This window comes from Aureimonas ureilytica (assembly GCF_001475935.1).
In the GTDB taxonomy this organism is placed as follows: domain Bacteria; phylum Pseudomonadota; class Alphaproteobacteria; order Rhizobiales; family Rhizobiaceae; genus Aureimonas; species Aureimonas ureilytica_A.
On sequence record NZ_LDQA01000030.1, the window covers coordinates 1 to 25,497 of the forward strand.

24 protein-coding genes are annotated in these 25,497 nt (G+C 63.8%); 12 read left to right on the forward strand and 12 right to left on the reverse strand.

What is annotated here, in order from left to right:
- Positions 1–37: 37 nt before the first annotated feature.
- The 3 genes from NS365_RS14610 to NS365_RS14620 all read left to right on the forward strand — a co-directional run bounded on the left by NS365_RS14610 (position 38) and on the right by NS365_RS14620 (position 5,597).
- Positions 38–790 (forward strand): competence/damage-inducible protein A, encoded by a 753-nt coding sequence (locus tag NS365_RS14610; RefSeq protein WP_058601058.1) that lies wholly within the window; start codon positions 38–40, stop codon positions 788–790.
- Between the two features lie 79 nt (positions 791–869).
- Positions 870–1,367 (forward strand): xanthine phosphoribosyltransferase, encoded by a 498-nt coding sequence (gene gpt, locus NS365_RS14615; RefSeq protein WP_058601037.1) that lies wholly within the window; start codon positions 870–872, stop codon positions 1,365–1,367.
- A gap of 414 nt (positions 1,368–1,781) precedes the next feature.
- Positions 1,782–5,597, forward strand: coding sequence for a vitamin B12-dependent ribonucleotide reductase (locus NS365_RS14620; protein ID WP_430515424.1), 3,816 nt, complete (start codon positions 1,782–1,784; stop codon positions 5,595–5,597).
- A gap of 756 nt (positions 5,598–6,353) precedes the next feature.
- Here NS365_RS14620 and NS365_RS14625 read toward each other — a convergent pair.
- The 8 genes from NS365_RS14625 to NS365_RS14660 form a co-directional block, all read right to left on the reverse strand.
- On the reverse strand, positions 6,354–6,584 hold the full coding sequence (locus tag NS365_RS14625; RefSeq protein ID WP_058601039.1) for a hypothetical protein: 231 nt from the start codon (positions 6,582–6,584) through the stop codon (positions 6,354–6,356).
- A 395-nt stretch (positions 6,585–6,979) separates the two neighbouring features.
- Positions 6,980–8,569, reverse strand: a complete 1,590-nt coding sequence (locus NS365_RS14630; RefSeq protein ID WP_206612132.1) for a sensor histidine kinase — start codon at positions 8,567–8,569, stop codon at positions 6,980–6,982.
- 227 nt (positions 8,570–8,796) lie between these two features.
- A complete protein-coding gene (locus NS365_RS14635; RefSeq protein WP_058601041.1) occupies positions 8,797–9,567 on the reverse strand; it encodes an IclR family transcriptional regulator in 771 nt (256 codons plus the stop codon).
- Between the two features lie 28 nt (positions 9,568–9,595).
- Positions 9,596–9,979, reverse strand: coding sequence for a RidA family protein (locus NS365_RS14640; protein WP_058601042.1), 384 nt, complete (start codon positions 9,977–9,979; stop codon positions 9,596–9,598).
- Between the two features lie 18 nt (positions 9,980–9,997).
- Positions 9,998–10,768 (reverse strand): amino acid ABC transporter ATP-binding protein, encoded by a 771-nt coding sequence (locus NS365_RS14645; protein WP_058601043.1) that lies wholly within the window; start codon positions 10,766–10,768, stop codon positions 9,998–10,000.
- An 11-nt stretch (positions 10,769–10,779) separates the two neighbouring features.
- Complete coding sequence (locus tag NS365_RS14650; protein WP_058601044.1) at positions 10,780–11,442, reverse strand: amino acid ABC transporter permease; 663 nt, start codon at positions 11,440–11,442, stop codon at positions 10,780–10,782.
- Between the two features lie 6 nt (positions 11,443–11,448).
- The gene (locus NS365_RS14655; protein WP_058601045.1) at positions 11,449–12,111 is read right to left on the reverse strand and encodes an amino acid ABC transporter permease; all 663 of its coding nucleotides are present in this window, start codon (positions 12,109–12,111) and stop codon (positions 11,449–11,451) included.
- A 72-nt stretch (positions 12,112–12,183) separates the two neighbouring features.
- Entirely contained in the window at positions 12,184–12,990 is an 807-nt protein-coding gene (locus NS365_RS14660; RefSeq protein WP_430515425.1) for a transporter substrate-binding domain-containing protein, read from the reverse strand.
- A 166-nt stretch (positions 12,991–13,156) separates the two neighbouring features.
- Between NS365_RS14660 and NS365_RS14665 the strand changes: the two genes are divergently transcribed.
- Positions 13,157–13,540 (forward strand): hypothetical protein, encoded by a 384-nt coding sequence (locus NS365_RS14665; RefSeq protein ID WP_153003793.1) that lies wholly within the window; start codon positions 13,157–13,159, stop codon positions 13,538–13,540.
- A gap of 273 nt (positions 13,541–13,813) precedes the next feature.
- Here NS365_RS14665 and NS365_RS14670 read toward each other — a convergent pair whose 3' ends face one another.
- Complete coding sequence (locus tag NS365_RS14670; protein ID WP_058601048.1) at positions 13,814–15,103, reverse strand: O-antigen ligase family protein; 1,290 nt, start codon at positions 15,101–15,103, stop codon at positions 13,814–13,816.
- A gap of 116 nt (positions 15,104–15,219) precedes the next feature.
- Entirely contained in the window at positions 15,220–15,351 is a 132-nt protein-coding gene (locus NS365_RS25210; RefSeq protein WP_275477557.1) for a hypothetical protein, read from the reverse strand.
- Positions 15,352–15,488: 137 nt separating this feature from the next.
- Here NS365_RS25210 and NS365_RS14675 point away from each other — a divergent pair, with 137 nt between their 5' ends.
- From NS365_RS14675 to NS365_RS14710, 8 genes are all read left to right on the forward strand, one after another.
- Positions 15,489–16,412 carry an acyltransferase family protein gene (locus NS365_RS14675; RefSeq protein WP_058601049.1) on the forward strand — a complete coding sequence of 308 codons (924 nt, stop codon included), beginning with the start codon at positions 15,489–15,491 and terminating at the stop codon, positions 16,410–16,412.
- Positions 16,413–16,651: 239 nt separating this feature from the next.
- Positions 16,652–17,704, forward strand: coding sequence for an LLM class flavin-dependent oxidoreductase (locus tag NS365_RS14680; protein ID WP_058601050.1), 1,053 nt, complete (start codon positions 16,652–16,654; stop codon positions 17,702–17,704).
- A 350-nt stretch (positions 17,705–18,054) separates the two neighbouring features.
- Entirely contained in the window at positions 18,055–19,611 is a 1,557-nt protein-coding gene (locus tag NS365_RS14685; RefSeq protein ID WP_058601051.1) for a sugar ABC transporter ATP-binding protein, read from the forward strand.
- Positions 19,608–20,609: an ABC transporter permease gene (locus tag NS365_RS14690; protein WP_058601052.1), complete on the forward strand. Its 1,002-nt coding sequence runs from the start codon at positions 19,608–19,610 to the stop codon at positions 20,607–20,609. The genes NS365_RS14685 and NS365_RS14690 overlap by 4 nt, the downstream gene beginning before the upstream one ends.
- An 83-nt stretch (positions 20,610–20,692) precedes the next feature.
- The gene (locus tag NS365_RS14695) at positions 20,693–21,637 is read left to right on the forward strand and encodes a substrate-binding domain-containing protein (RefSeq protein ID WP_058601053.1); all 945 of its coding nucleotides are present in this window, start codon (positions 20,693–20,695) and stop codon (positions 21,635–21,637) included.
- 180 nt (positions 21,638–21,817) lie between these two features.
- On the forward strand, positions 21,818–22,423 hold the full coding sequence (gstA, locus tag NS365_RS14700) for a glutathione transferase GstA (protein ID WP_058601054.1): 606 nt from the start codon (positions 21,818–21,820) through the stop codon (positions 22,421–22,423).
- A gap of 130 nt (positions 22,424–22,553) precedes the next feature.
- Positions 22,554–22,799, forward strand: coding sequence for a hypothetical protein (locus tag NS365_RS14705; RefSeq protein WP_058601055.1), 246 nt, complete (start codon positions 22,554–22,556; stop codon positions 22,797–22,799).
- A 135-nt stretch (positions 22,800–22,934) separates the two neighbouring features.
- Positions 22,935–24,980 carry a transglycosylase domain-containing protein gene (locus tag NS365_RS14710; RefSeq protein ID WP_058601056.1) on the forward strand — a complete coding sequence of 682 codons (2,046 nt, stop codon included), beginning with the start codon at positions 22,935–22,937 and terminating at the stop codon, positions 24,978–24,980.
- A gap of 1 nt (position 24,981) precedes the next feature.
- Here NS365_RS14710 and NS365_RS14715 read toward each other — a convergent pair whose 3' ends face one another.
- Positions 24,982–25,212: a hypothetical protein gene (locus tag NS365_RS14715; RefSeq protein WP_058601057.1), complete on the reverse strand. Its 231-nt coding sequence runs from the start codon at positions 25,210–25,212 to the stop codon at positions 24,982–24,984.
- Between the two features lie 82 nt (positions 25,213–25,294).
- A partial coding sequence (locus NS365_RS24535; protein ID WP_206612133.1) for a hypothetical protein occupies positions 25,295–25,497 on the reverse strand: 203 nt, incomplete at its 5' end.

The following is a 25,497-nucleotide window of genomic DNA, read 5'->3' on the forward strand; positions in this document are numbered from 1 at the left end:
CCTGTCGCGCGACAGGCGAATCGAAGGATCGATCGAAATGACTGAGGCTCTTCAGCCCGCCCCCACGGCTGCCATGCTGGCGATCGGGGACGAACTCCTGTCCGGCCGCACCAAGGATCGCAACATCGCTCATCTCGCCGGCGTTCTGACGCTCGCCGGCATTGATCTGAAGGAAGTGCGGATCGTCGCGGACGACGAGAGGGCGATCATCGAAGCGCTGAACGCGCTACGCGACCGTTACGATCACGTCTTTACCTCCGGCGGCATCGGCCCGACCCATGACGACATCACGGCGGAAGCCGTCGCAAAAGCCTTCGCCCTGCCCTTGATCCAGCATCCCGAAGCGATGGACCGGCTAGCGCGGCACTACGCCGCGCGCGAGCTCCCCTTCACGGAGGCGCGGATGCGCATGGCCCGGACGCCCGAGGGCGCGTCGCTGATCGACAATCCGGTTTCGGTGGCGCCGGGCTTTCAGATCGGCAATGTGTTCGTCATGGCCGGCGTGCCGTCCATCTTCGTCGCGATGCTGGACAATGTCCTGCCCACCCTGCCCGGTGGCCCGGTCATGGAAAGCGCCTCCGTCGCCTGCCCTTTCGGCGAAGGCGACATCGGCGGCCCGCTCTCGCAGATCCAGAAGCAGCATCCCGCCGTCGCCATCGGCTCCTATCCGCGCTTCGACGGGCAGCGCTATTCGACCGAACTCGTTATCCGCTCGCGCGACGCGCAGGCGCTGGCCGGCGCGCGCGAGGCGGTGGAAGCGATGGTCGCCGAAATGGCGGCGAAAAGCTGAAGCGGGCCGAAGACTTGCCCGAAACGATGCGAGGCGTTATCGCACGCCGCTTACGCGCGTAAGCCCTTCGGAGATCAGCATGACGACGCCCGACAAGTCCTTTCCCGTGTCCTGGGAACAGTTCCACCGTGACGCGCGGGCGCTCGCCTGGCGTCTGGCGGGTCTGCGCAGCGAGTGGAAGGCGATCGTCTGCATCACGCGCGGCGGGCTCGTGCCGGCCGCGATCATCGCGCGCGAGCTGGGCACGCGGTTGATCGAGACGGTCTGCATCGCTTCCTATCACGACTACGACACGCAGGGCGAATTGCAGGTTCTCAAAGACATCTCCCCTATCCTGCGGGAAGAGGACGGCGAAGGCATTCTGATCGTCGACGACTTGACCGATACGGGCAAGACAGCCGCGCTGGTGCGCGCCATGCTGCCCAAGGCGCATTTCGCCACGGTCTATGCCAAGCCCAAGGGCCGGCCGCTGGTGGATACGTTCATCACCGAGGTGAGCCAGGACACCTGGATTTTCTTCCCGTGGGACCTCGGCCTCACCTTCCAGGCGCCCATCGCCAAGGGCTCGGCAGGCTGAGGTTTTCCCCAGCATCCACACCTGTCCCAAGCCAATTTTATCGAACGCTGGTTCCTCCGGGAGCCAGCGTTTATTTTTGGCCGTCTGGGAGCCACCGCTCGATCCGACCGAACTTGTGGATAAGCGATAGCGCAGGGAACCGAACGATCTATGAGGCTTTGAGTCGCGTGACCGTGAGCGTTCGACCGCTCCGAATTTTACGCTTTCCACACCCTTTGACGCGAGATTGTGGATATTAAAGTTTCACTACAGGCAGTAGGTCGCAGCCCGCACCGACACCATATATAGTGAAGCCAACACAAACTGAGAATCATACCGCCGTTCGGCCTCGCGATCGGCGCCGGCCTTGGAGTCGGCGCTCGTTTTTGCGCGTTCGTCAGGCGGGCATTCCCTGATCGGAGTAGGACGATGGGCCTGAAGATCGAACGGCGCTATACCAAGCCAGGCCAGGGCGCCTATGCCAGCGTGGAGTTCCGCAAGGCAACGAGCGAAATCCGCAATCCGGATGGCTCCGTCGTCTTCCGCCTCGCCGACATCGACGTGCCCGCACAGTTCAGTCAGGTCGCAAGCGACATTCTGGCTCAGAAATATTTCCGCAAGGCCGGTGTTCCGAAGGCCCTTCGCAAGGTCGAAGAGAACGACGTACCCTCCTGGCTCTGGCGTTCGGTGGCGGACGAGGAGGCCCTCGCCGCCCTGCCCGAAGACGAGCGTTATGGCTCCGAGATGGACGCGCGTCAGGTCTTCGACCGCCTCTCCGGCACCTGGACCTATTGGGGTTGGAAGGGCGGCTACTTCCAGACGGAGGAAGACGCGGCCGCCTTCCGCGACGAACTGGCCTTCATGCTCGCGACCCAGAAGGTCGCGCCGAACTCGCCGCAATGGTTCAACACCGGCCTGCACTGGGCCTATGGGATCGACGGCCCCGGCCAGGGCCATTTCTATGTCGATTATCAGAGCGGTGAACTGACGCGCTCGGCCTCGTCCTATGAGCATCCGCAGCCGCACGCCTGCTTCATCCAGTCCGTCGCCGACGATCTCGTCAACGAAGGCGGCATCATGGACCTGTGGGTCCGCGAAGCGCGCCTCTTCAAATACGGCTCGGGCACCGGCTCGAATTTCTCGCAGTTGCGCGGCGAAGGCGAGAAGCTGGCGGGCGGCGGCAAGTCCTCCGGCCTCATGAGCTTCCTGAAGATCGGCGACCGCGCGGCGGGCGCCATCAAGTCGGGCGGTACGACGCGTCGCGCGGCCAAGATGGTTGTGGTCGATATCGATCACCCCGACATCGAGTCCTATATCGATTGGAAGGTGCGCGAAGAGGAAAAGGTGGCGGCGCTCGTCACCGGCTCCAAGATCGTCTCCAAGCACCTGAAGCTGATCCTGTCGGCCTGCGTGAACTGCGAGGGTGGCACGGGCGAGGAATGCTTCGACCCGAACGTGAACCCGGTGCTGAAGCGCGCGGTGAAAGACGCCAAGCGCGCCCAGGTTCCCGAGAGCTACATCAAGCGCGTTATCCAGTTCGCGCGGCAGGGCTACACGGACATCGACTTCCCCGTCTACAACACCGACTGGGATTCCGAAGCCTACCTGACCGTCGCCGGTCAAAACTCGAACAATTCCGTGCGCGTCACGGACGAGTTCCTTCAGGCGGTCGAACAGGACGGCGAGCACCATCTCATCGCTCGCACCACCGGCAAGGTGACCAAATCCCTCAAGGCGCGCGAGCTTTGGGAGAAGATCGGTTACGCGGCCTGGGCCTCGGCCGATCCCGGCATCCAGTTCCACACGACGATCAACGACTGGCACACCTGCGCGGCGGCCGGCGCGATCAACGCGTCGAACCCCTGCTCGGAATACATGTTCCTGGACGATACGGCCTGCAATCTGGCGTCCATGAACCTGCTTCAGTTCCGCGAGCCGGGCGGCCGGTTCGACGTGGATGCCTATGAGCACGCCACCCGTCTCTGGACCGTCGTTCTCGAAGTCTCCGTGCTGATGGCGCAGTTCCCGTCGAAGGAGATCGCGCAGCGCTCCTACGACTATCGCACGCTGGGTCTGGGTTTCGCCAATATCGGCGGCCTCCTGATGACGGCCGGCATTCCCTATTCCTCCGCCGAGGGCCGTGCGATCTGCGGCGCGTTGTCGGCGATCATGACCGGCGTCGCCTATGCGACCTCGGCGGAAATGGCACGCGAGCTCGGCCCCTTTCCCGACTACGAGCGCAATGCCGCCGGAATGCTGCGCGTCATCCGCAACCATTCGCGCGCCGCGCATGGCCTCGCCAACGGCTATGAAGGCTTGGCCGTCGAGCCGGTTCCCCTCGACCATTCCTCGCTGAAGGACAAGCGCCTTTCGGCCCGCGCCAAGCAGGCCTGGGCGCTAGCCCAGGAACTGGGCGAGAAGCATGGCTATCGCAACGCGCAGGTTTCCGTCATCGCGCCGACCGGCACGATCGGCCTCGTGATGGATTGCGATACGACGGGCATCGAGCCGGACTTCGCGCTGGTGAAGTTCAAGAAACTCGCCGGCGGCGGCTATTTCAAGATCATCAACCGCGCCGTCCCTGAGGCTCTTCGCACGCTCGGCTATTCCGAAGCACAGATCGCAGAGATCGAGGCCTATGCGGTCGGCCACGGCAATATCAACCAGGCGCCCGCCATCAATCCGGGCTCGCTGCGCTCCAAGGGCTTTGGCGACGAGCAGATCGAGGCGTTGAACGGCGCGCTCAAAAGCGCCTTCGACATCAAGTTCGCAGTCAACAAGTGGACGCTGGGCGAGGCCTTCTGCAAGGACGTGCTCGGCCTCACCGACGAGCAGCTCAACGACTTCTCGTTCGAGATCCTGCCCTTCCTTGGCTTCTCGCGGAAAGACATCGAGGCCGCCAACATCCACGTTTGCGGAGCGATGACGCTGGAAGGCGCTCCCTTCCTGAAGACCGAACATTTGCCGGTCTTCGATTGCGCGAGCCCTTGCGGGCGCATCGGCAAGCGCTCGCTCTCGGTGGAATCGCATATCCGCATGATGGCGGCGTCCCAGCCCTTCATTTCCGGCGCGATCTCCAAGACGATCAACATGCCGAACGACGCGGCGGTGGAGGACTGCACCAACGCATACATGCTGTCCTGGAAGCTCGCGCTGAAGGCCAATGCCCTCTATCGCGACGGCTCCAAGCTTTCCCAGCCGCTCAACGCGTCGCTGATCGCTGACGAGACGGACGAGGACGATCTGGTCGAGGAGACGGCAGCCGCCATTGCCGCCGCCCCGGCCGCTGCCAAGGCGACGGAAATCGCCGAGCGGATCGTCGAACGTGTGGTCGAGAAGGTCATCCGCGAGCGCGAGAAGCTTCCGAACCGCCGCAAGGGCTATACGCAGAAGGCGATCGTCGGCGGCCATAAGGTCTATCTGCGCACCGGCGAGTTCGACGACGGGCGTCTTGGCGAAATCTTCATCGACATGCATAAGGAAGGCGCTGCCTTCCGCGCGATGATGAACAATTTTGCCATCGCCATCTCGCTCGGCCTGCAGTTCGGCGTGCCGCTCGATGAATATGTGGAGGCCTTCACCTTCACGCGCTTCGAGCCGGCCGGCATGGTCCAGGGCAACGAGGCGATCAAGAACGCGACGTCGATCCTCGACTACGTGTTCCGCGAGTTGGCGGTCTCCTATCTCGGCCGCCACGACCTCGCCCATGTGCAGCCGGAGGAGCTGAGCGCGTCCACCATCGGACGCGGCGTGGAAGGCGACAAGCCCGCTCCCTTGCCGATTTCGGCCGGCATGGTGCGTGGTCAGACCTCGAAGTTCCGCCTCGTGTCCTCGTCCGATCCGCAGGGTTCGGGCAGCACGCTGTCGGCCCCTGTCGCGAAGGCGACGACCGGATCGGTGGTCACGGCCGTTCTGCCGCGCTCCGCCTCACCGCTCGCCCGCTCGGGCGGCGCGCAGGTGACCGCGTTCAAGCGCGACTACGAAACAGCTCCGCTCGCAGAACCCGCCCCTGTCGCGGACACATCTCCAGCGCAGGGCCTCTTCGAGTCCCCGCTCTCCTACGGAGCGTCCGAGCGCGACGTTTCCCGGGTCGAAGCCGCCTCCAGGGCCACCAGCGCCGAACGCCGCGCCCAAGCCTTGATGAAAGGATACACCGGCGACAGCTGCTCGGAATGCTCGAACTTCACCATGGTGCGCAACGGAACCTGCCTGAAGTGTGACACCTGCGGAAGCACATCCGGGTGCTCCTGACCCACAAGAGCGTTGTGTCACTATGACGCGCAGTTTGGTTTGCCTCAGGGCTCTCTAAAACCCATCGTGACACTATAGCTCTGCCGCGATTCTCCGAGGCTCGTAGAACAGAGCCTCGGAGCCCAGTGTCGCAGAGCGCGCCTCAAGACAGACAATATGAAAGCCGAAGGCCCAGGCGGGCTCCGATCAGCCTGGGCCTTCCTGATTCAGGGCTCAGTCCATCACGGTCAAATGCGTGGTCATTCGATGGAAGGCAGACCGATGGCGATGCTTGGTTTCGACCCCCAGAAGGGCGAACTGCATTTCTGATCGTTTGAGGGCATGAAAGCCGGTACCAGCCAAATAGCGCACGGTCGCTATCTGTTCTCTCCGATCTTCGGCGAGGCGCTCGCTAGGTCGGCATGATCCAGTTGGGCAACATCCCAAGTCCGTAGAAGAGCCACTCTCCTGTCTGGAACCGTGGCGCCAGCATGCTCCATCGGCACGATAGGATATCTGCAATCAAGCCTTCCGTGCCGTAACGACCTCAAATCGCCCGTCCCAGAAACGGTCAGATAGCCGGATCGAGCAAGGCCCAGAAGGCGGGCAACCGTAGGATTCGGACGCTCAGAACTTGGCAGAGACGATGATGTCGTCGGCGTGTTCGCGGACGTAGCGAAGACGCTTTTCATTCCGGACCACCGAGAGGACACGAAGCCCAGCCTCCGCCCTTACAGCTCGCTCGCGCCATATCGGCCCCTGAAGGTGGCGCGGCGATCAAACGGCAACGGCCTCGTCGGCACCGCATGACACCTTACAGCCCACCATCGCAAGTCCCAGGGTGAAGTCGCTGACCGAGCGATCCGGTGAGAAACCGCGCGCATCGAAGGTGCTTTCGCGGACCTGTGCGAGCTTGCCGTCCCCGACGATAGGAATGAAGCCAGAAGACCTTGAGCAGACTTGGAGAACGACGCTATTGTCTGGGTCGTTGAAGACGTTTGCAGTCATGCAGTCTCTGGCGCTTCGTGCAGCTCGCTCCGATCGATCGGCAAACTAAATCATACCCATTGGCTTTACGTCCAAGGACCGGGACGCTCGCCTCGCGCCCGAGCTTCGAGCACGGTAGCAGTAAGTGTCGGGCACATTTTCTACTGTCGAGCACGCCAACTTCAGCGTCCGCCTCAAGGTCGCGACAAGGCTCGGCTCATCGCGGGCTCTCAATCGGCGACCCGACCCGCATCCAAAGCAGGGACACGTTGGCGCGGTAGACAGCGATGGATTCGGCATGACCATCCTCCCTGCGCATCGTGAAGGAAAACTTAGGCCTCCCAGAATGGTTCGGTCAAGCGTCGGTCGTGGGCCTCCGCTCACCAAGGACAGGGAGAGATCCCTTGGAAAACCGTTCAGGCGCGCTGACTCACACCCGTCAAGATGAACCGAATGCCTTGGTGATCGAAGTGGATGCGCCCCTCGCCCTGGAAGTAGCCAGCGACGATGCGCTCGATCAACCTGGAGCCGAAGCCGCGGCGCCCCGGCATGACGACGGACGGTCCGCCGGTTTCGATCCAATGGAACGCGAACACGCCATCCACGATGTCCCAGCACACGGCGACCCGACCCGTGTCGTTCGACAGGGCACCATACTTCGCTGCATTCGTCGCCAACTCGTGGATGGCCAGCGACAAGCCAAGAGCCTGCTGGGCATTCAGCCCGAGAGGAGGCCCGCTCGCATCGATCCTGCGGTCGCCAGCCTGGTGGGGGGCGATGGAGGCTTCGACGACCTCGCCGATATCCGCTTCCTCGAAGCTCGACCGAACCAGAAGATCCTGTGCCCGTGCCAGCGCCGATATGCGGGTGAACACGGCCTCGCGGGCTTCTTCCATGTCGGTTGCCTGCCGCAGGGTCTGAGCGGTGATCGCCTGCACCATCGCCAGCAGGTTCTTCATGCGATGCGACAGCTCTTGATTCAGGACCGCCCGCGCCTCTTCGGACTCCTTCAGGGCCGAGACGTCGCGTGAGACGGACAGGATACGTTCCGGCTTCCCGTCGGCCCCGAAGATCGGGGAGACCTGAACGTCCCAGTAGCGCCGGTTGCCTTTCATGGTGTTGGCATAGCCGAGAAAACTCGCAGGCACGCCCGACCGAGCGGAAGCGACGGCGGCCTTCGCGGCGGCATTGCCCTCACCTTGCCAGAAGTCCGGCCAGGGGCAGCCGTCAATGTCATTGAAGTCCGACACCTCCATGACCTTCTGCCCGCCCTCGCTCATGAAGACGAGGTTCGCGTCGAGATCTAGGACCTTGATGCAGTCGTTCGATGACGCCAGAACGCTGCGCAGGAACTCCTTGCTCTCGCCCAAACGAGCGACGGCCTCGTCACGCCCGTCCTGCGCGGCGATTTGCGCGGTCGTCTCGTTGGCGATGTTGAGGAGACCGGCGACTGCGCCTGTCTCATCTCGCACTGGTGAGTAGGCGAAGGTCCACCACGTATCCTCGGCATGACCGTTCCGCGTCATGAGGAGCGGCGTGTCCCTGAACGTCAGCGTCTCGCCGGCGAAGGTGCGAGCGACCAATGGCTCGATGTCAACCCAAACATCCGACCAAACCTTTTGGATCGGCATGCCGAGGACATAGGGATGCTGCGTGCCAAGGATCGCAGCGTACCGGTCGTTATAGAGGAAAATGCGCTCTGGCCCCCATAGGAGGCACATGGCGTTGCCGGCGTGGAGCATCACGTCGACAACCGTTCGAAGGCTTTGTGGCCAGGTCGAGGGAGAGCCGAGCGGGCCGACGGACCAGTCGAACCGTTCGATCAGATCCGACATGTGCAGGGAAGCGTCGCTGCCGGTGACCGCCGCCGGTTCTGCGTACATCGTCACGTGCAAGCCCAATTCTAAGATGCGGCCACCGTTTCCAACCCGAGCCGTAACCGGACATGTAGGGTATCCGCGAGCGATCCGATAGGGGAAACCGACCCCTGGAGGCGATCCATCCACTATCGACCCGTTTGTGCCGCTCAGGATGATCCGGGCCTGGTCCGAAAGCGGTCGCTCGATCTGGCTGACGCGCAGCTGCCGTGGCCAAAAACCATCTGGTGCATCGATTTCGTTGGGCGAGGCTAGAGAACCATACGTTCTTCACCGACTGCGGGTGGCAATGCGCCCCCCTGCCAGCTCGATTCTCGCAGCAAATGCTGTCTACGGTTCTGAGGCTGGCGGCTTCGTCAGGCGAAGGAGGGTTCGAGCGCCACAGCGGCGAGAGCGAGCTTGGCCAGATAGTCCGCGTGATTGCGAAGTGCATCGGCCTTGGGCGCGACGAGACAGAGCGTGGCCGCCGCCGTGCCGTCTGGTCGGGTGATCGGCACCGCGAAGCAATGCGTGTAGCTGTCCACGATGGAGTCGAAGGTGAAATGCCCGTCCGCGACGGCCTTCCGGGCCTGCCTTGCGAACTCTTCGGGTAAAAGCCACTCGCCGGAGGGCAATTGGAAATCTTCGGCAGGCACCAGGGCGCGAATTTCGTCTTCGCTGAGGTGGCCGAGCAGAAGGCGGCCGGAGGCGGTCCAGGGAATGGGCGTACGCTCGCCGACGCTCGATGAGATGCGGAAGGGCCGTGAGCCTTCGCGCATCATCGCGACCGTGTACTTGTTTCCGTCGAGGAGACAGAACTGGGCGGTCTCCTGCGTTTCGGCGGCCAGGCGATCGAGCACCATCGAGACGCGGCTCGGCAGGTCGGAATGGTCGCCGTAGGCCTGGCCGTAGAGGAACAGGCGGCGACCGAGGAAGACGCGCCCTTCCGTATCGGCCGCTTCCAGGACGTCGAGCTTCACGAGCGCGGCGACGATCTCGTAGATGGTCGATCGCGGCGCGCCCATGGCGGCCGCGATCTCGTTGGGACGGAGCGGACGGCCCGCCTCGCGCAAGGCGTCGAGGATGTCGAAGGCCCGATCGAGCCCACGGGCTCGCCGGTTGACGGTCTCCTCCACGCGCTTGTCCATCCCTTGTCTCCGATGCTCGATCCCGCGCTTATTTCCGCTTGAAGGCCACGCAGTCAATCTCGACCTTGCAGTCCACCATCATGGAGGACTGGACGCAGGCGCGGGCCGGCGGGTGGTCCTTGAAATACTGGGCGTAGACGCCGTTGAAGCTCCAGAAGTCGCGGGGGTCGTCCAGCCAGACGCCGACGCGCACGACATCCTCCAGCCCGTATCCGGCCTCGGTCAGGATGGCGATGACGTTCGCCATGGTCTTGTGGGTCTGCTCGACGATGCCGCCCGGCACGATCTCGCCATTCTCCATGGCGACCTGGCCGGAAACGTAGAGCCAGCCGTCAGCCTCCACCGCGCGGGCGAAGGGCAGCGGCTTGCCGCCGGCGCCGGTCTCGCCGGCTCCGTAGCGCTTGAGGGTCATGCGTCGTGTCCTGTTCTGTCAGTTGAAACGGGAGGATTGGAGGAAGGCGGCAAGACGCTCGGTCCTGGGAGCAGCGAACATCTCGCGCGGGTTTCCCTCCTCGCCGATGCGGCCGCCATTCATAAAGATGACGCGGCTCGACACCTCGTAGGCGAAGCGCATCTCGTGGGTGACGAGAAGCATGGTCATGCCGTCCTCGGCGAGCGAGCGCACGACCTGCAGCACCTCGGCGACGAGTTCGGGATCGAGCGCGGACGTCACCTCGTCGAACAGCATGAGTCGCGGGCTCATGGCGATGGCGCGCGCGATCGCCACACGCTGCTGCTGGCCGCCTGAGAGCTTGGAGGGATAGTGGTCCTTGCGGGCCAGGAGGCCAACGCGGTCGAGCCATGTCTCGCCCAGCGCCCGCGCTTCGTCGCGGCCCATGCGGCGCACCAGTGTCAGGCCGAGCGTCACGTTCTCCAGCGCCGTCATATGCGGAAAGAGATTGAACTGCTGGAAGGCCATGCCGGTCAGCGCGCGCTGGCGAGCGATCTCCTTTTCGCTTTTGCGCTGGCGCCTGCCGTTCTGGGTGGAGAAGCCGATCTCCTCGCCGTCGATGCGGATCGTGCCGCCCTCGAACTCCTCCAGCATGTTGACGCAACGCAGCATCGTGGTCTTGCCCGAGCCCGACGAGCCGATGATTGAGATAACCTCGCCGGGCTTCACGTCACAGTCGACGCCCTTCAACACCTCGACCGGACCGTAACTCTTGCGCAGATCCCGAATTTCCAGAAGATTCGCGGTCATGGAAGCACCTTTCACGCGAGGCTCACGCGGCGCTCGACATACCGGCCGAGACGCTCGATGGCAAAGTTGACGAGGAAGTAGAGAAGCCCGGCGAGGAGGTAGAACTCGAGGCTATGGAACGCGCGGCTGATGACCTCCTGTGTGCGCAGGAGGAGCTCGGCGACCCCGATCACCGATAGGAGTGTCGAGGCCTTGACCATCTCGGCCGCCGTGTTGATCAGCGGCGGCAAAGCGAGGCGCAGCGCCTGCGGTCCGAGGACGTAGCGAAAGGTCTGCCCGAAGGTCAGGCCGATGGCTTTCGCCGCTTCCGTCTGTCCCCTATGCAGGGTTTGGAGCGCGCCGCGCGTGATCTCGCCGACATGCGAAGCGCAGAACAGCGTCAATGCCAGGACACCCGCCTGGAAGGCGGTGAGATCCAGCCCGACCGTGCCGAGGATGTAGAAGCTCGCGAGCACCAGGACGAGGACGGGCGTGCCCCGGATCACGTCGGTGTAGACGCGGGCGAGGAAGCGCACCGCACGGTTGCCGTAGGTGAGAGCGAGGCCAAGGCCGGTGCCGAGCACCGTGCCGCCGAGGATGGCCGCGAGGGAAATGGCGACCGTGGTGCCGAGGCCGTAGAGAAGCGGCCAGCGAGCGATCCAGACGATCTCGAAAAAGGAGGGAGGAGCGTTCACAGGGGCTTACCTCGAAACGGCGAGCCGCGCTTCTACGCGGCGCAAAAGGGCGGCCAGGATCGAACAGGTCGCGATGTAGAGCCCGCTTGCCACGATCCAGGTCTCGATCACGCGGAAGGTCTCGACATTGATCTTGCGCGCCTCGAAGGTGAGTTCGGGCACGGCGATGGCAGCCGCGAGCGAGGTGTCCTTGAAGAGCCCGATGAAGGTGCTCCCAAGCGCGGGCAGGACCGCGCGGAACATGACAGGCAGGATGATGCGGCGGCGGATTTGTCCTTCCGTCAGACCGATGGCGAGGCCCGCCTCACGAAGACCCTTGGGCACTCCGAGGAGTCCGCCCCGAAAGACCTCGGCCAGATAGGCCGCCGAATAGAGCGCCAGCGCCAGGACGAAAGAGTTCCCTTTCGACAGCCGCAGCCCGAGCTGAGGCAGCGCGAAAAAGGAGAAGAGGACGATCACCAGAAGCGGCAGGTTGCGGAACAGCGTGACATAGGCGCTCGCCGGAACCGACAGGACCCGCGACCGGCTGATGCGCCCGAAGGCGAGGACGAGGCCGAGCACGCAGCCGATGCCGATCGCCACAAAGGCCAGCACGAGGCTGAGGCCGAGCCCCCGCAGGAGATCATCGAAGTTCCGCCAGACGGCGTCGAAATTGAGGGTGTATCCCATCGGGATCGCTCGTTTGCGGCGTTTGGGGCGAGGCGGTCCGGGCGCAGTAGCCCAGACCGCCGGCTCAGGTGATTACTTGAACTCGACGGGGAAGCCGATCGCCGGAGGCGGCAGATCCTTGCCGAACCACTTCTTGAAGGAGGCGGCATAGGTGTCGAACTCGACGCCCGTCATCGCCTCGTGCAGGGCCGTGTTGACGAAGTTCAGCCAGTCCTGGTCGCCCTTGGCGACGGCGCAGGCATAGGTCTGCGGGCTCCAGCCGTAGCCGGCATCCTTGTACTGTCCGGGGTTTTGCGTGACGTACCAGGCGATGGACGACTGGTCGGTGGCGGCCGCGTCCGCGCGGCCCGATTGGAGTGCCTGGTAGAGAAGGTCCTGCGACTCGTACTGATCGACGCTCGCCTCGGGCAACGCCTTATGGACGAGCTCTTCGGCATAGACGTTCTGAAGAACGGCGATCGTGACGGACGAGCCGGCCGCCTTCAGCGCGGCGTAGTCGGCGTATTGGCCACCCTCCTTCAGCATCAGGCCAACGCCCTCGCGATAGTACGGAATGGTGAAGTTGACCTGCTGGGCGCGCTCGCCGGTCACGGTCATGAACTGGCAGGTCATATCGACCTTGCCGGTCGTGATGTTGGGGATGCGCGCATCGGAGGACTGGTTGACGAACTCGACCTTCTCCGCGTCGCCGAACAAAGCCTTGGCAACGATCTTAGCCATGTCGACGTCGAAGCCCTGAAGCGTGTCCGACGCGTCCTTGAAGTGCCAGGGCGCATTCGTCGAGCCGGTGCCGACGACGAGCTTTCCGCGCGCCAGGACGTCGTCGAGCTTCGCCGCCGTCGCGGCACCGGGGAGAAGAGCGACGGAGGCGGTCGCCATAAGCCCGAGAACTACTGCCTTCACATCCATTGCCATTCTCTCCTACATTGTCCGTTATAAGGGACACCTGACCGCAACAGCGGATTGCCTTATTTGTGGACGTGCCTCGATATTTGTCAACTGACTTTTAGGGGCGATCGGAAAACAGGATCTCGAAACCCCGACGGTGGTGGCCAATGTCGCAAAGGCGCTGCACAGTGCCCCGAGGAGACATGGCCATCGGCCTCGTCAGGACTTGCCGGCGGCCCCCATCGAGATCCACAAGCTCGCGAAGGCGGCAAAAGGGCAGATCGCAGCTGAGGTTGCCGGGATCACCTGCCGTGAGATCGAGGACATCAAGGCGCTGCCGAGCGAAACGCCCGAGATCGCGGACGTGCCCCTCACCGACCGGATGCTTGAGGCGTCGAAGCTTGCGCGGCTGGCGGCGCTTGCAAGACGCGTGCGCCGGACCACCGTGCCCGGCCGCCGCGCGATCTTGGACGGCCTCACGGCGGCCTTTCTGGGCGACGCGCAGCGCTTTTCGTGCTCTGGCCGAGCGCGGCACCGTTAGACACCGTTGCGGCGTCCAGCTACCTGATGAGGGTGCCACCCTGTACCGGCATGTCGCCGAAGCGCCGAGGTTCGCGTTTGGCGGGTTGATGACCTATCTCAGCGCCGCCGGCGGCCAAGCCGCAGCGATGGCGTTCCGCGCCGACAGCGCCGCCGCCGCGCCCCGGCCGCACCCATACTCGCAACAGGTCGATCCCGATTAACGGGTGGTATCGAGCCCGCCCTCATACAACGCACATGACCGCTACGATGTCTTCACGGCCTGCTCGGCAGTTCAGAGCCGTCTGTTGCCGTAGATGTAGCCCAAACCGACAGAACGAACGGATAGCGTCCGGAACAGCAGAAGAAGGTACCCTTCGACCGTGGAGTTGAACACGCCTCGCCCTTCGGAGATGCTGCCGAGAAGGATCGCGAAGGCAAACATGGCGCAGATGGCGGATTCGGGCGTGCGATGCCGGAATGGAGCGACGAACGCCATATAGGCCAAGGCCGATAGGTAGGCAGTCAGCCCCAGCACGCCGCCTTCGCCGAACGCCAGAATATAGGCGTTGTGAGGCTGTCGAATCGTGCCCCACTCTTCCAGCATGTAGAAGAGTGCCATGACTGTTCTGGATTCACCCGAGAAGGAGCCTGGCCCCAAGCCTATGAACCAGTTTTTATAGGCTTCCTTCAGGTATGCCGACCAGATCACAGTGCGTCCTGTCAGGGTTGGATCGCGCCCCAGAGACTGCGTGATATCCGCCCAGTAAAGCAGCACGAACGCGACGAGGGCTGCCACGCTGGCGATGATGATGGTTGACGCGATCGGCGCGGTGAAACGGGAGCGTAGGATCGCCTTCACCAGCGCCATGTAGCCAATTGCACCGATCGCGATCGAAAACCCGCCCATCGATCCGGACATTACGAGGCAGGCGGCGGCGCCGATGCCCAAAAGCGCTGTTCGCAGGCGTCCGATGGTCGGATGAAACGCGTAAGCACATAAGAACGCGGACATGGCAAAGTAGCCGAGCGTGTTCTTCTGAGTGAAAACGCCGATCCAAACCATTTCTCCGCCATATGCGGAAACGCCGACAGCGGGATTGAGAACGGACATCGCGATAGACGCGAACACGATCAGCAACAATATATGTGTCAGGACGAAGGCGACGGCTCTGGGCTTCAGCATAGTGGCCGAAACAAAGGCGCTCAGGAACATCAGCAGCCAGAAGGTGACGGATCTGACGGAGATCAGAAGGTTGTCGCCCAAGAGCCCCGATATGATTCCGATGACCAGAAACGGTGCGAAAGGCAGGAACGCGCGCAGCGGCGCGCGATACGGCTCCCGCAACAAGCAGAGGCCGGACGCGAGCGATATGGTCCCCCAGACGAGGTATCGGAACGGAGTTCCGAACGTCTGCTGACCTTCGAGCGAAGCCGAGGCGGCATTGAAGCCGCCCCAGTACCAAGCGCCACTAAATTGAATGATCGACAACACGATCAGAAACTTGAAGATGCCCCGCTCAAGGACGGCACTGGCCGTGCGATCGAAGCGACTGTCGATCGAGTGGTATTGGACATTCACCATGCCGGACGTGCCATCTCATTGGCGCGTTGGTTGCGAGACCCAAATCTCAAACGGGATGCCGTCGGCTTTCGGATAGTCATAGCGGGCCTTCGGTCTCCGTCATGGGCTGCACTTACCTAACTCAAATCCACGCCAGAACGGTATGGTTGATTTTCGATGTCGAAAGCGGCGGGGTCATGTTTTCTGGTGTTTGAGCCGGTCAGGCTGAACCGCACCTGATCGGTGCTGGAGTCGATCAGACCATCCAAGAACTTGAGATCCTTCGCTTTGTCGCGCCGATAATGGCTGGATCAGCCACGTCCAGCACGAAACTTCGGAGCAGCGCTTTCTCAATCTATCGGGCTTCGCCCCGATCACCCCCGTTTACTGGGGGGCAGGCGTCGATGTGTTCTTCGTGATCAGTGGGTTCATCATGTACCACCTGTGTCGCGATCGGTTCGGCGTGAATGGCGCTCCGGGGAATTTCATCGTGCGACGCCTCATCCGCATCGTACCGCCCTATTGGGGGGCCACTGTCTGTATGCTTCTGGCCATCTGGTTGTTTGCCGGACATATCAGTCATGCGGCCATCGACCCCTGGCATGTCTTGGGGTCCTTCCTCTTCTTCCCGGTCGAAAACCCCTATGGGCAGTTCTACCCGGTGATGATTCTGGGCTGGACGCTGCAGTTCGAGGTCCTGTTTTACGTCGTGTTCTGCATCGGGCTGTTTTTCAGCCGGAAGGTCGGGCTGTCGATCATCCTAGGCGCGGTGACGCTTCTGGGACTTTCCCCGCTGATCGTTCATTTCCAATCTGGGCCGATGGCATTCTGGTCGAACTCGATCGTCCTCGAATTCGTCTATGGCATCGGCTTGGCGGAACTGCGTGCGCGTGGGGTCCGCTTGTCGGCTGCAAAAGGATGGGCGGTTTTCGCCGGTGGCTGCGCGCTTCTAGCATTGATGCAATTTGCCGGTCTCGCCTTCCAATATGGATTGAGAGCCATCTGGATCGGCCTTCCCGCGCTTGTAATGTGCGCTGGCCCTGCGCTGATAGCCCAGAAGAACCAAGCTGCCCCAAGCCTTCTCAAACGCCTCTTGGTGTTCGGCGGAGACGCCTCCTTCGCTTTGTATCTCTCGCATCCCTTCTCCATCAATCTGGTGGCACTCGCGGCCGCTCGACTGGGGATCCAGAACCCTTGGACATACATGGCACTGGCCACGGCAGCGTCTCTCGTCGGCGCGGCATTGGTTTACATGATGTTGGAGCGCCCCCTGACAACACGATTGAGCGAGGCGCTGCATATGCGCAAGCCGCGCATTCTTGCGAGTTGAGAGGGTCCGACTGGCGGCTTCGCGGATAGCCCGTGTCGATCCCGGCGTGGGTCTGACCGCGGTATCGTTCAAGTCTGTCGAACACTGCTTCGCCAGGGATGAACATTATCTCCACGAGCCCGGCAACGTATGTTGGAGTTCGAACCGGTCGGGTCGAGACGGGAACGGATGCCCATTCGAGGCGGAACCTCGTGAAGCGGCGCTTCCCATGCCCGATTCAACGAGATGAGGAATATCCCATGAAGAAGCTCGGCTTCCTGTCATTCGGCCACTGGTCGCCTTCCCCGCATTCGGGCACCCGCTCGGCCGCCGACACGCTGCTTCAGTCCATCGATCTCGCGGTCGCAGCCGAGGAACTGGGCGCGGACGGCGCATATTTCCGGGTCCATCATTTCGCACGTCAGCTCGCCTCACCCTTCCCGCTTCTGGCGGCCGTCGGCGCGAAGACGAGCCGCATCGAGATCGGCACCGGCGTCATCGACATGCGCTACGAGAACCCGTTCTACATGGCGGAGGATGCGGGCTCGGCCGATCTGATTGCGGGCGGGCGCCTGCAGCTTGGCCTCAGCCGGGGCTCGCCCGAGCAGGTCGTGGACGGCTGGCGTCATTTCGGCTTCCAGCCAGCGCCCGGCGAAAGCGACGCGGATATGGGCCGTCGCCATGCCGAAGTGTTGCTCGAACTGTTGAAGGGCGAAGGCTTCGCCCAGCCGAACCCGCGCCCGATGTTTCCCAATCCACCCGGTCTTCTGCGGCTCGAGCCCCATTCGAAGGGCTTGCGCGAGCGCATCTGGTGGGGCTCGGCCTCGGACGCGACGGCCATCTGGGCGGCCCAGCAGGGCATGAATCTGCAAAGCTCGACCCTCAAAGCCGATGAGACCGGCGAGCCTTTCCATGTCCAGCAGGCGCGGCAGATCCGGGCCTATCGCGAGGCCTGGAAGGACGCCGGCCATGCGAGGACGCCGCGCGTCTCGGTGTCGCGCTCGATCTTCGCCTTGGTGAACGATCAGGACCGGGCGTATTTCGGTCGCGGCGACGGGGCCGATCAGGTCGGCGTGATCGACAATATGCGCGCCGTGTTCGGGCGCTCCTATGCGGCGGAGCCGGATCGACTGGTCGAGCAGCTGCGAGCCGACGAGGCGATCGCGGAGGCCGACACGCTGCTTCTGACCGTGCCGAACCAGCTGGGCGTCGCCTATAACGCTCACGTCATTGAGAGCATCCTGAAACATGTCGCTCCCGCGCTGGGCTGGCGCGGCGGCCCGGCCGCCGGCCCCGAGGCGAAAGCCGCCTGATACATCCGTTCGAAAGACGCCGGGTCCGCTCGGCGTCTTTCGCTGTCACCCCGAGTCCCATGCTGGCGTAATAGCCGGGATCGCGGGCCAATTGCTCACCTCAGGCTGATCGTCATCAAGCCTTCGTGTTGCACGCCGCGAAGTCCCAGTGCATGGCGTTGGGACGACTTGCTTCCCCGTCGAATTCTGATTTACGTAACTCACGGCTGCATCGCAGCTTGTCGGGCGGTTATGGGAGTGGCCGCTCGCGCCGGGGAGGAACGGTGAATGTCAAGGCTTCGGGAGGGGAGCGGCGGCGCTGCGCGCGGTCGCGGAAGCACGCATGTGCTGCTTGGCGGAGCGCGGTTCTGTTGAGCGCGCTCGCTGCGTCCCGGTCAGGTTCGCCCACCCCAGCCATTGCGGTCGAAGGCCTGGCGAAATCCTTCGGCCCGGTGGAGGTGCTGAAGGACATCAGCTTCGATCTCCGCCCCGGCGAGGTTCAGGCCATCATCGGCGAGAACGGCGCGGGCAAATCCACGCTCATGAAAGTCCTCGCCGGCCATCTCCAGCCAAGCGCCGGGCGTGTTCTGATCGAAGGCGCGCCAGTGCGCCTTGGCGGCCCGGCGGAAGCCGAAGCGCGCGGCATCGTTCTGGTTCATCAGGAAATCCTGCTCGCGCCCGATCTCACCGTTGCGCAGAACATTCATCTCGGACGGGAAATCCGGAAGGGGCTGGTGCTGGACGACCGGGCGTTGAACGCCTCCGCCGCCGAGGCACTGGCCGGGCTCGGCGCGGCGATCGATCCGCGCGTTGCGGTACGCTCGCTTTCCATCGCACAGCGCCAGCTGGTGCAGATCGCCCGCGCGCTCAATGTCCCCCATCGCGTTGTGATCTTCGACGAGCCGACCGCCTCGCTGACGCCGCATGAGACCGAAGCCCTGCTCGCGGTCATCGAACAGATTCGCGGGCGCGGTGTCGGCGTTCTCTATATCTCGCACCGACTGCCCGAGGTGAAGCGGATCGCCGATCGCGTGACGGTGCTGCGCGATGGGCGGCTCGTCGGCACGCAGGATGCCGCCACGCTGGAGCCGACCGACATGGCCCGACTGATGGTTGGACGCGACGTATCGAAGCTATATCCCGACCGCATCGCGCCGGCCGCCGGCGCGCCGGTTCTCCAGGCCCAGAATATCCGTGTGCCGGGCTATGTCCGCTCGGCCAGCTTTACGCTGCAGAAGGGTGAAATTCTCGGATTTGCCGGGCTTGTGGGCGCTGGACGCACGGAGCTTCTGGAAGGCGTGCTCGGTCTTCGTCCCTCTGAAGGGTCCGTCACATTGGACGGGCGTTCCGTTCGATTTCGCGATGCGCGCGCCAGCATGGACGCCGGCATCGTCTATCTCAGCGAGGATCGAAAGGGCAAAGGGCTCCTCCTCCAGCAGTCGCTGCGCACCAATCTGACGCTGGCGGCGCTGGATCGCTTCACGCGCGGCCCACTTCTCAGCGCGGCTCAGGAGGAAGAAGCGCTGAGCGAGGCCTTCCGCGAGTTCGATATTCGCGCGCGAAGGCGTGATCTCCTGGCCGGGCAATTGTCCGGCGGCAATCAGCAGAAGCTTCTTCTGGCGAAGATGATGCTGCTGGCCCCCCGCATCGTCGTCATCGACGAGCCGACACGTGGCATCGATATCGGCACCAAGGAACAGATCTATCGGTTCATCGCGCGGCTGGCCGAAGAAGGAAAATCGGTCATCGTCATCTCCTCCGAGATGCCCGAGTTGATCGGCCTGTGCGACCGTATCCTCGTGATGCGCGAGGGCGTGATCGCGGGTGAGGTTTCGGGCGCGTCCATGACCGAGCGTGACATCGTGATGCTGGCGACCGGCGCCGGCGAGGAAGAGGCTGCGCTCGCGGCCGAGGGAACGAGCCTATGAGCGACGCCGCCACCACGCCGGCACAGACCCAAGCGCCGCGCCGCGAGATCGATTTGCGCGCGGTTGCGCCCTTCGTCGCGCTGGCCGCGCTGCTCATCTTCGGCGCGTTGCTGAACCCGAACTTTCTCGGGATCGACAATCTCACCAATGTCGTCACGCGCTCGGCCTTCATCGCGATCGTGGCGATCGGCGCGACCTTCGTCATCTCGGCGGGCGGGCTCGACCTGTCGGTCGGCTCCATGGCAGCCTTCGTTGCCGGCACGATGATCCTTTTCCTCAACGCCGCGCCCGTGGAGGGCGCGGTGGGGATGATCGCGCTCGCCATGGCCATGGCGCTCGGGGTCGGGGCGCTGTGCGGGCTGGCGAACGGGCTGATCGTGACGCTCGGGCGCATCGAGCCCTTTATCGTGACGCTCGGAACGATGGGCATTTTCCGCGCCTTGACGATCTGGCTCGCCGAGGGCGGCTCCATCGCCATGGCCTCGCGCGACCTGCGCGCCGCCTATCGCCCGGTCTATTTCGGCAATCTCTTCGGCGTGCCGATCCCTGTCGTCGTCATTCTCGTCGTCGCAGCGCTCGGCGCTTTCGTGCTCTACCGCACGCGCTTCGGCCGCCATGTGATGGCGGTGGGCTCCAGCGAGGACGTGGCGCGCTATTCCGGCATCAAGGTCGATCGCGTCCGCACGATCACCTACATCATCCAGGGCCTGTGCGTCGCCATTGCGGTACTCGTCTACGTGCCGCGCCTGGGCGCGGCCACCGCCACGACGGGCCTTCTTTGGGAGCTTCAGGCCATCACGGCCGTCGTCATCGGCGGTACGGCGCTGCGCGGCGGCGTCGGCCGCATCTGGGGCACGGTCTGCGGCGCACTGATTCTGGAGCTCGTGGGCAATATCATGGTCCTGTCGAGCCTCGTCAGCGAATACCTCATCGGCGCGGTTCAAGGCGCGATCATCATCGTAGCGATGCTGATCCAGCGCTCGCTCGCCCGTCGCTGAGGCGGGGATATCGGCGCGTGGCGAAGCCGGGGCCGGCCGCACGCAAATGGGAGAAGGCCCCGGACATCGGGAGGAGACCCACAATGAAACGTATCGTCGCGAGCCTTGCCGCGCTCGCCGCCCTGTCCGCAGCACACGTCGCGCTGGCGCAGGAGAAGAAGGTCATGGCCGTCTCGATCCCCGCCGCCGATCACGGCTGGACCGGCGGCGTGGTCTACCATGCCGAACGCGAAGCCAAGATGCTCAAGGAGCGCTATCCCGGCCTCGAAATCATTCTCAAGACCTCGCCGGACGGCGCGGCGCAGGCCAACGCGCTGGAAGACCTGACGGCCCAGGGTATCGACGCGCTGGTGACGCTGCCGCACAATTCGGACGAGCTGACCGACCCGATCCGTCAGGTCAAGGACGGCGGCGTCTTCGTCACCGTCGTGGACCGCGCCCTCTCCGACCCTGCGATTCAGGATCTCTATGTCGCCGGCAACAATCTGGAGCTGGGCAAGGTCGCAGGCGAATATATCAAGGACCGGATGAAGGATGGCGGCGACGTCGTGGTCATTCGCGGCCTGCCCATCGTGATCGACGAAGAGCGGCAGAAGGGCTTCGACGAGGGCATCGCCGGATCGAAGATCAAGGTCCTCGACCGTCAGTTCGGCAATTGGTCGCGCGACGACGCCTTCAAGGTCATGCAGGACTATCTCGCCAAATACCCCAAGATCGACGCGGTCTGGGCACAGGACGACGACATGGTGGTCGGCATTCTCGAGGCGATCGAGCAGTCCGGCCGCAAGGACATCCAGTTCGTGGTCGGCGGCGCAGGCATGAAGGACATGATCAAGCGCGTGGCGGACGGCGACAAGATGGTGCCGGTGGACGTGCTTTATCCCCCCGCTATGATCGCGACCGCCATGGACCTGACCGCCGCCGGCCTTTTCGACCAGAACCCGGTGCGCGGGAAATACATTCTCGACGCCACGCTCGTGACGAAGGACAACGCCCAGGAATTCTACTACCCGGATTCTCCCTTCTGAGCTGTCGAACAACCTGACAGGACAAGCGAAAGGGCTTCATCGCGGCTCCTTCGCCGCCTCCAGGCCATCCAACGCCCATGCGGTTCACGCCTCGTTGACGATCCGTCTCCTTCGGCCTAGCTGCGCGGCTCGTGGCCTCGTGCCATGAAGCCGCAGCGATCCCCATCGGAGACTGATCGGATGAAGCTCTATTACAAGCCAGGCGCCTGCTCGCTCGCGCCCCATATCGTCGCCTGCGAGGCGGGTCTGCCGGTCGATCTGATCTCGGTCGATCTGATCCAGAAGAAGCTGGACGATGGCGCGGACTATTTCGCTGTCAATCCGAACGGCTATGTCCCCGCGCTCGACATCGGCGAAGGCCCCGTCCTCACAGAGGCCTCGGTGATCGTTCAGTATCTGGCGGACCAGAAGCCGGAAGCGCGCTTGATGCCGCAGGCGGGCACGGTCGAGCGCTACCGCGCGCAGCAATGGCTCGCCTTCATCGCGACCGAGCTCCACAAGCAGTTCAGCCCGCTTTTCAAGCCCAATACGCCCGATGCCACCAAGGAGATTCAGAAGGAGCTTCTGGCCAAGCGTTTCGGCTTCTTGGACGAAGCGCTCGCCGGCAAAACCTATCTGATGGGCGAAAGCTTCACCGCCCCCGACGCCTATGCCTTCACGGTGCTGAGCTGGGCCGATCGTCTGAAGCTCGACATGTCGGCTTTCGCGAATATCGCCCGCTTCAAAGCAGCCGTTTCTGCACGTGGCGGTGTGCAGCAGGCTCTGCGCGAAGAAGGGCTGGCCTGACATCGATCCCGGCGGTTCGCGCGATGCGAACCGCCGGAAATGCTTAGCGAGGGCGCGGAACTTGGCCGTTGCGTCGGCCTTCGGAAGCGGGATAGTTGCGGCTCACGATCTCAACCCGACCGGATGCGCCATGCCCGCCAAGACGCTGTTCATCGTCCAGCAGTTCGAACGGCAGGGCAAACGCCTTGTGGCCGGCCGCCAGATGGATTTCAAGACCGCTCAGGAAGCCATCAGCCGGGCAGAGCGCGACGCCGCCCGCGTGTCGGGTGTGGTGGCCATTCAGCAGACCATCGATACGGACACGGGCGAAGTGCTGGAAGAGCCGATCCTGCTGGGGCGCCATGGCGACCTGCCGGCGGAGTTCAACGACAACTGATCGCGCTCGGACGGTACGCCCCGCCTTCTAAGAACAGTTGCGAAAGCCTCCGCGCCTCTCCATCTGACATCACCGTGAGCAGGCGCGGACGCTTCCCATCGGCAGAGCCGCATCCTGGGTTCGCAGGAGTGTCGTTTGCGTTTCCCCAAGCTTGCCAGCCGCCGTATCACCATCGCTCTGTCATTGGCGCTTCTGGGCGCGCTGCTTCTGATCGCCATTCCCGGCGCCGGCCTCGTCGTGTCGTCCGGTTTGCCGGATGTCCGACAGCTCGATGCCATGTTGGACGCCTGTCAGGTCACGAGTGTCTTCGAAGCCGAGCCCCGACCCGGCGAAACGGGTGGCAAGACCGATCGTCTTCTCTGCCCGGACGCGGTCGGGCCGACGGGATTTTCCGAGGCGCTTCTGTCGGCGGTCGTCGCCAGCGAGGACGAGCGGTTTCTCGGCCATCGCGGCGTCGATGATCTCGCCGTCCTGCGCTCCCTTCTGCCGGGTTTTCCCGGCGGAGGCAGCACGATCACGCAGCAGGTCGCGCGCACGCTGTTCCTGAACGACGAACGGCTGCTTGGTTACGCTGCGCCCGGCAAGCTCCTGCGCAAATTGCGCGAATGGCATGTCGCGCTGGCGATCGAAGCCCTGCGCGACAAGCGCCAAATTCTGACGATCTATCTGAACATCGCCCCGCTCGGGAACGGCATTATCGGCTTCGATTCGGCCGCGCGCTATTATTTCGGCAAGCCCGCGCGTGATCTCGACGCGATGGAAGCGGCGACGCTTGTCGGCATGTTGCCGCAACCGATGAACCGCCAGCCGTTCAAGGAAGACATGGCCGAGGCTGCGAGCGCAGCCAACGCCGCCGACCGCGTGCTCGCCAAGATGCTGGCGCTTGGGCTGGTGACGCCGGCCGAAGCAACGGCAGCGCAGGCCAAGGTGACGCGCGTCCTGCGCAAGGGCACCCTGTCGCGCCCGCCGCATGAGACGCTGCTTGCGACCCTGAGGCCGATCGAATACCGCCGCGTGCGCGATTTCGCGGCGGTTCAACTCGCCGAACGTGGGCTGACCAACGAGGCCACGCGGATCTTTTTGACCCTCGATCCGGAATTGCAGGCACTGGCCGATCAGGCCACAGCCAAGCCGCCCAAGGATGCCGAGATGGCGGGCGTCGTGCTGGGGCCGCAGGCGCAGGTTCTGGCGATCTCGGGTGGCACCTATTCCACGTCGAGCTGGAACCCCGCCTGGCGCGCCAACCGATCGATCGGCTCTATCGCCAAGCCCCTGCTTTATTCCTTGGCTCTCGAACACGCGGGCGACATGCCCAAGACATGGTCCACCGCGCCTTTGAAAGGCTACAACCCAGCCGAGCCCAACGGCGCCTGCCGCAGCGGGCTGACGCTGGAGACCTACCTGAAATACTCTTGCAACCGGCCGTTCGTGTCCATCGCGGCGCGCGAGCCCGCTTTGGCAACGCAACGCGTCACGGCCTTCGGCTGGCACGCGCCCGATAATCCTCTCCTGATCGCGACCGGCGGCGTTCATTCCAATCCGATGGACGTCGCCCTCGGCTATACGGCCTTTCGCAATGGCGGCCGTCTCCTGCGACCGCAGGTGATCGTGGCCGCGACGGGCACGGGCGGGCGCTTGCTCACCTTCGAGGAACCGGACGAAGGGCGTCGTGTGCTTGCGCCCGACACGGCCAATGCCGTGCGAGCCGCGCTGTTTCAGCCGACATCGGCAGGCGGCAGCGCGGCCGCCGCGCGCGGGCGCAAGCACGCGGCTGCCGTCTGGGGCAAGACCGGCACCAGCGACGATGATCGCGATGCCTGGTTCGTCGGCTCCACCGTCGGCTGGACAGCCGCGATCCTGGCATGGCGGGAAGCGCCGGGTGTCGGCCAGATGAGCGGCGGCGGATTGTCGGCGGTCCGGTTCGGCCGCATGGTGGACGCCTATTGGCCCGATCGCAACTGGACGGGAATGCGGGACGGCAGGCTGCGAGATGGCGGCGCGGCCGTTTATGGCTGGTGGGCGCACCCGCAGCGCCTATGGAACTGGCTGGCCGCCAAGGCGACGATGGTGCTGGCCATCGCGTTGCTGGCGATGGCGTTGGGCTTGCTGACGGGTCACAGGTCAAAGGCCCCGACCCCACCGGCAGAAGACCCTGACCCGGACAGCGTCCGCGAGGTCTAGGTCAGGAGGCGATCTCGCGCCTCGCGCCGGTAATCATGCGCCGGGCGATCTCCCGAACGGCCTCGTCATCCTTGGTGTCGTCGCGGGCGGGGTCGCCGAGATGGCTGAGGCTGCCTTCGATATGGTCGAGAAGCCCCGGCTGACGCATCTCGACATATTCGATCAGCTTGAAGAGCACATGCTCGGCGGCGATTTCGCGGCGGCGGGCTTGGATGGCGATGTCGTTCGTCATGGTTTCCTCCTATGGGTTTTGCGCAACGCGAAAATCCCGGAAAGCACCTTGCGACCTGACGTCGCTGCCACCGCGACGGAGATCAGGGTTTGCCGTCGCCCAGCACCTTCCGGCGTGCCGCCGCCTTCCGATTGGCCCATTCGATCCGGGCTTCCTTGTTCTGCTCCGCCTGCAGACGAGCGGCCTTCAGGCGCTCGGACTTCTGCTTCACGGTCTCTTCCTGGCCACCGCGAGGCGGTTCGCTCTTGTTCGTCATCCCGGCATCCTTCCTAGGCTCAGGACCTA

Bases quoted from the DNA above. Each gene is read 5' to 3' on its own strand.
- NS365_RS14610 (WP_058601058.1), top strand. From the start codon at position 38: ATGACTGAGGCTCTTCAGCCCGCCCCCACGGCTGCCATGCTGGCGATC.
- gpt (WP_058601037.1), top strand. From the start codon at position 870: ATGACGACGCCCGACAAGTCCTTTCCCGTGTCCTGGGAACAGTTCCAC.
- NS365_RS14625 (WP_058601039.1), bottom strand. From the start codon at position 6,584: ATGACTGCAAACGTCTTCAACGACCCAGACAATAGCGTCGTTCTCCAA.
- NS365_RS14635 (WP_058601041.1), bottom strand. From the start codon at position 9,567: ATGGACAAGCGCGTGGAGGAGACCGTCAACCGGCGAGCCCGTGGGCTC.
- NS365_RS14640 (WP_058601042.1), bottom strand. From the start codon at position 9,979: ATGACCCTCAAGCGCTACGGAGCCGGCGAGACCGGCGCCGGCGGCAAG.
- NS365_RS14645 (WP_058601043.1), bottom strand. From the start codon at position 10,768: ATGACCGCGAATCTTCTGGAAATTCGGGATCTGCGCAAGAGTTACGGT.
- NS365_RS14655 (WP_058601045.1), bottom strand. From the start codon at position 12,111: ATGGGATACACCCTCAATTTCGACGCCGTCTGGCGGAACTTCGATGAT.
- NS365_RS14660 (WP_430515425.1), bottom strand. From the start codon at position 12,990: ATGGCGACCGCCTCCGTCGCTCTTCTCCCCGGTGCCGCGACGGCGGCG.
- NS365_RS14670 (WP_058601048.1), bottom strand. From the start codon at position 15,103: ATGGTGAATGTCCAATACCACTCGATCGACAGTCGCTTCGATCGCACG.
- NS365_RS14680 (WP_058601050.1), top strand. From the start codon at position 16,652: ATGAAGAAGCTCGGCTTCCTGTCATTCGGCCACTGGTCGCCTTCCCCG.
- NS365_RS14690 (WP_058601052.1), top strand. From the start codon at position 19,608: ATGAGCGACGCCGCCACCACGCCGGCACAGACCCAAGCGCCGCGCCGC.
- NS365_RS14695 (WP_058601053.1), top strand. From the start codon at position 20,693: ATGAAACGTATCGTCGCGAGCCTTGCCGCGCTCGCCGCCCTGTCCGCA.
- gstA (WP_058601054.1), top strand. From the start codon at position 21,818: ATGAAGCTCTATTACAAGCCAGGCGCCTGCTCGCTCGCGCCCCATATC.
- NS365_RS14705 (WP_058601055.1), top strand. From the start codon at position 22,554: ATGCCCGCCAAGACGCTGTTCATCGTCCAGCAGTTCGAACGGCAGGGC.
- NS365_RS14715 (WP_058601057.1), bottom strand. From the start codon at position 25,212: ATGACGAACGACATCGCCATCCAAGCCCGCCGCCGCGAAATCGCCGCC.